Annotated in this window: 2 protein-coding genes and 2 pseudogenes; 2 read left to right on the forward strand and 2 right to left on the reverse strand. The window is 67.0% G+C overall.

Features of this window, described 5'->3' with window-relative positions; translation table 11 throughout:
- Nucleotides 1–106: 106 nt before the first annotated feature.
- A pseudogene (locus tag KME77_RS30605) lies at nt 107–277 on the reverse strand (SEC-C metal-binding domain-containing protein); the annotation flags it as partial.
- 102 nt (nt 278–379) lie between these two features.
- Nucleotides 380–2,896, reverse strand: a pseudogene (gene secA / locus KME77_RS05575) (preprotein translocase subunit SecA); the annotation flags it as partial.
- Between the two features lie 223 nt (nt 2,897–3,119).
- Here secA and KME77_RS05580 point away from each other — a divergent pair.
- Both KME77_RS05580 and KME77_RS05585 read left to right on the forward strand, forming a co-directional pair.
- Nucleotides 3,120–3,380 carry an HGxxPAAW family protein gene (locus KME77_RS05580; RefSeq protein ID WP_219462610.1) on the forward strand — a complete coding sequence of 87 codons (261 nt, stop codon included), beginning with the start codon at nt 3,120–3,122 and terminating at the stop codon, nt 3,378–3,380.
- Nucleotides 3,381–3,647: 267 nt separating this feature from the next.
- Nucleotides 3,648–4,188: DNA glycosylase AlkZ-like family protein (locus KME77_RS05585; protein ID WP_219462612.1), on the forward strand; the 541-nt coding region annotated here is incomplete at its 3' end.

A 4,188-nucleotide genomic window follows, 5' to 3' on the forward strand; every position in this document is an offset into this window, starting at 1 on the left:
GATCTAGGCCCCGCACGGCCGCCGCTGCTTCGCCTACCTCACCGACAGCATCATCGCCGTCGCCGTCGGACCGGGTCTCCGTCAGAGCCTTCCCGTCAGGGCCGGATCAGGCCGCGTGCTTGGGGTCGCCGTGGCAGCGCTTGTACTTCTTGCCCGAGCCGCACGGGCACGGCGCGTTGCGCTCCACGTTCCCGTACGCGGCGCGCTCGGCCGAGGTGGTGCGCACGCGCGTGTGCTCGACCTCCCCCGCCTCGCCGGGCGCGGAGTACTCCAGCTCAGCCGGACGCTCGGGCCCGCGCAGCCCGCGCGCGATGATCGAGCGGGTCTCCGCCAGCATCGGGTCCTCTTCCTCGACGATCGGGTTCTCCTGAACCTCGACCTCGATGTTGAAGAGGAAGCCGACCGAGTCCTCCTTGATGCCCTCCAGCATCGCGGAGAACATCTCGAAGCCCTCGCGCTGGTACTCGATCTGCGGGTCCTTCTGCGCGTAGGCCCGCATGCCGATGCCCTCGCGCAGGTAGTCCATCTCGTACAGGTGCTCGCGCCACTTGCGGTCGAGGACCGTCAGGATGACGCGGCGCTCGAACTCGCGGGTGGCCTCGGCGCCGAGCTCCTCCTCGCGCCTGCTGTAGGCGTCCAGCGCGTCCTGCTTGACCTTCTGGGTGATGAGCTCGGCGGTCAGCTCCTCGCGGGCGCCGGCCTCCTCCACGAGGTTGTCGACGGTGACCGAGATGGGGTACAGCTCGGCGAACGCCTTCCACAGCTTGTCGAGGTCCCACTCCTCGGCGAAGCCCTCGGAGGTGGCGCCCGCGACGTAGCCCTCGATCACGTCGCCGATGAAGCCGCGCACCTGCTCGTGCAGGTCGGCGCCCTCCAGGACGCGGTGGCGCTCGGCGTAGATGACCTTGCGCTGGCGGTTCATCACCTCGTCGTACTTGAGAACTTCCTTGCGGATCTCGAAGTTCTGCTGCTCGACCTGGTGCTGGGCGGAGGCGATGGCCTTGGAGACGATGCCGGACTCGATCGGCTGGTCGTCGGGGATGCTCAGCCTGTTCATGATCATCTCGACCCTGGCCGAGTTGAACAGGCGCATCAGGTCGTCGCCGAGCGAGAGGTAGAAGCGCGACTCTCCGGGGTCGCCCTGGCGGCCGGAACGACCGCGGAGCTGGTTGTCGATGCGGCGCGACTCGTGCCGCTCGGTGCCCAGGACGTACAGGCCGCCCAGCTCGGTGACCTCGTCGTGCTCGGTCTTGACCGCCGCTTTGGTCTTCTCCAGCGTCTCGGGCCACGCCTTCTCGTACTCCTCGGGAGTCTCGAGCGGGTCGAGGCCGCGCTGGCGCAGCTCCAGGTCGGCGCGGAACTCCGAGTTGCCGCCGAGCATGATGTCGGTGCCTCGACCGGCCATGTTGGTGGCGACCGTGACGGCGCCCTTGCGGCCCGCCTCGGCGACGATCGCGGCCTCACGCGCGTGGTTCTTCGCGTTGAGCACCTCGTGCGGCACGCCGCGGCGCTTGAGCGCCTTGGACAGCCGCTCGGACTTCTCGACCGAGGTGGTGCCGACGAGGACCGGCTGACCGGCCTCGTGGCGCTCCTTGATGTCCTGGACGACCGCGTCGAACTTGGCGTCCTCGGTCTTGTAGACGACGTCGGCCTGGTCCTTGCGGATCATCGGCCGGTTCGTCGGGATCGGGACCACGCCGAGCTTGTACGTCTGGTGGAACTCGTTCGCCTCGGTGACGGCCGTACCGGTCATGCCGGACAGCTTGGTGTAGAGGCGGAAGTAGTTCTGCAGGGTGACCGTGGCGAGAGTCTGGTTCTCGTCCTTGATCTTCACGCCCTCTTTGGCCTCGATGGCCTGGTGCATGCCCTCGTTGTAGCGCCGGCCGTGCAGGATGCGGCCGGTGAACTCGTCGACGATCAGCACCTCGCCGTCGGAGACGATGTAGTCCTTGTCCTTCTTGAACAGCTCCTTGGCCTTCAGGGCGTTGTTCAGGAAGCCGACGAGGTGGGTGTGCTCGGCCTTGTACAGGTTGTCGATGCCCAGCCAGTCCTCAACCTTGGCGACACCGGACTCCAGGACGCCGACGGTGCGCTTCTTCTCGTCGACGATGTAGTCGCCGGTGCTCTCCTCCTCGGGAGTCTTGGCCTCCACGCCCCTGCGCAGGCGCGGCACGATCTTGGCGAACTCGGTGTACCACTTGCCCGACTGCTCACCCGGACCAGAGATGATCAACGGGGTACGGGCCTCGTCGATGAGGATGGAGTCGACCTCGTCCACGATCGCGAAGTTGTGGCCGCGCTGCACGCACTCGTCCAGCGACCAGGCCATGTTGTCGCGCAGGTAGTCGAAGCCGAACTCGTTGTTGGTGCCATAGGTGATGTCGGCCTGGTACTGCTTGCGCCGCTCCTCGGGCTGCTGCCCGGTCAGGATCATGCCGACATCGAGGCCCAGGAAACGGTAGACGCGGCCCATCATCTCGGCGCCCACCTTGACCAGGTAGTCGTTGACCGTGATGACGTGCACGCCCTTGCCGGAGATGGCGTTGAGGTAGGCGGGGAGGGTACAGGTCAGGGTCTTGCCCTCACCGGTCTTCATCTCCGAGATGTTGCCCATGTGGAGGGCCGCACCGCCCATGATCTGCACGTCGAAGTGCCGCTGGCCGAGCACGCGGCGGGCCGCCTCGCGCACGGTCGCGAACGCTTCGGGAAGCAGATCGTCAAGGGACTCGCCGTCGGCGAAGCGCTGTTTGAACTCGTCCGTCAGCGCGCGCAACTCCGCGTCGGACAGGCTCGTGAAGTCGTCCTCGATGGAGTTGACCTGATCAGCGATCCGCTTGAGCTTGCGCAGGGTCTTGCCCTCGCCGGCACGTAGGATCTTGTCGAGAATGGCTGCCACTTTATGTAAAGCTCCTCGCAGGTCTACCCCGGCGGCGCCGCCAGGAGGAGAGGCTGAGACAAACTTCCCCGTTGCCATCGTAGGCGGTTCCGCAACCAGACACAGCCACCGCGACGACGAGAGCGCCGGGTACGTCTGGGAGAATGGGCTTGAGCAGAGCGTATGCCGGTTTCACCGCCGGTTCGCACCATTGCGGGATATCCGGCAAAAGGAAGGATTTGTCATGGTTGAGGGCCACAAGTCGGAGCAGACAGAGAATCTCGGCAGCCACGGCGGCCGTGCGTCCTCCTGGCTCGCGGTGACCGTGATACTGCTCGGCACCGTCGTCGCCGGATTCGGGATGACTCAGGCCAACTGGATGCTCATCTGGATCGGTGCGGGGGTGTTCGTCGTCGGGGGGATCCTCGCGCTCGTCTTCGACATCTTCACCGACGTCGTGATCGACACGCCTCGGGTGGGCATGGAGGCGGAGGACCACCGCTGACCGGCCTCGCCTGATATCCGCACGATCTGCCGGTATCTGCGTACTTTTACTCCACGGCGGGCGGCCGCCTCTCGGCCCCCGCCGTCCGCATGCCACCTCACACTCCCAGCACTCTGACATTCCCGGCATTCCCGGCACCCGTACCGGTGGCAGTGGGCTCCGCTCGTCCCCGCTCACCCTCCGGCGGGCCGTTTCTGTCGGTGGGCGTCGATAGCATGCGGGCATGCTTCGCCGTACAAGCCGCATTAGCCGTACCAAGTGGCTCATATGACCGATCTGACGGCAGATGAGGCGCGGCGGGTCATTCTGCGCGCCCAAGGGCTGGTCGGCGGTGACGGGCGCCGCGGCGGGGTGCACGGCATGCTGCGCAGGCTGGGCGCCGTCCAACTGGACACGATCTCGGTCCTGGCCCGTTCCCACGAGCTGGTCGCGTACGCGCGCCTGGGAGCGGTGGGCAGGCAGCAGGTCGAGCGGGCGTACTGGCACGATCCCGCCCAGAGCTTCGAGTACTGGTGCCACGCCGCCTGCATCCTCCCGATCGAGCACTGGCCGCTCTACGCCTTCAGGCGGCGCGCCTACCGTGAGCGGCGCTACCGCTGGCACGAGGTGCCCGACAGCGTCGACAAGCTGCGCGAGCAGGTACGCGACTCCGGCCCGCTCACCACGTCGGACGTCGGCGGCGCCAAGAACGGCGGCCCGTGGTGGGACTGGTCCGACTCCAAGATCGGCCTGGAGTGGCTGCTGGACATCGGCGACATCGTCTGCAGCCGCCGCGTCGGCTGGCGGCGCGTGTACGACCTGGCCGAGC

This window comes from Nonomuraea rhizosphaerae, from assembly GCF_019396405.1.
Classification (GTDB): Bacteria; Actinomycetota; Actinomycetes; order Streptosporangiales; family Streptosporangiaceae; genus Nonomuraea; species Nonomuraea rhizosphaerae.

Excerpts from the sequence above, each read along its gene's own strand:
- KME77_RS05580 (WP_219462610.1), top strand. The coding sequence starts at position 3,120 with ATGGTTGAGGGCCACAAGTCGGAGCAGACAGAGAATCTCGGCAGCCAC.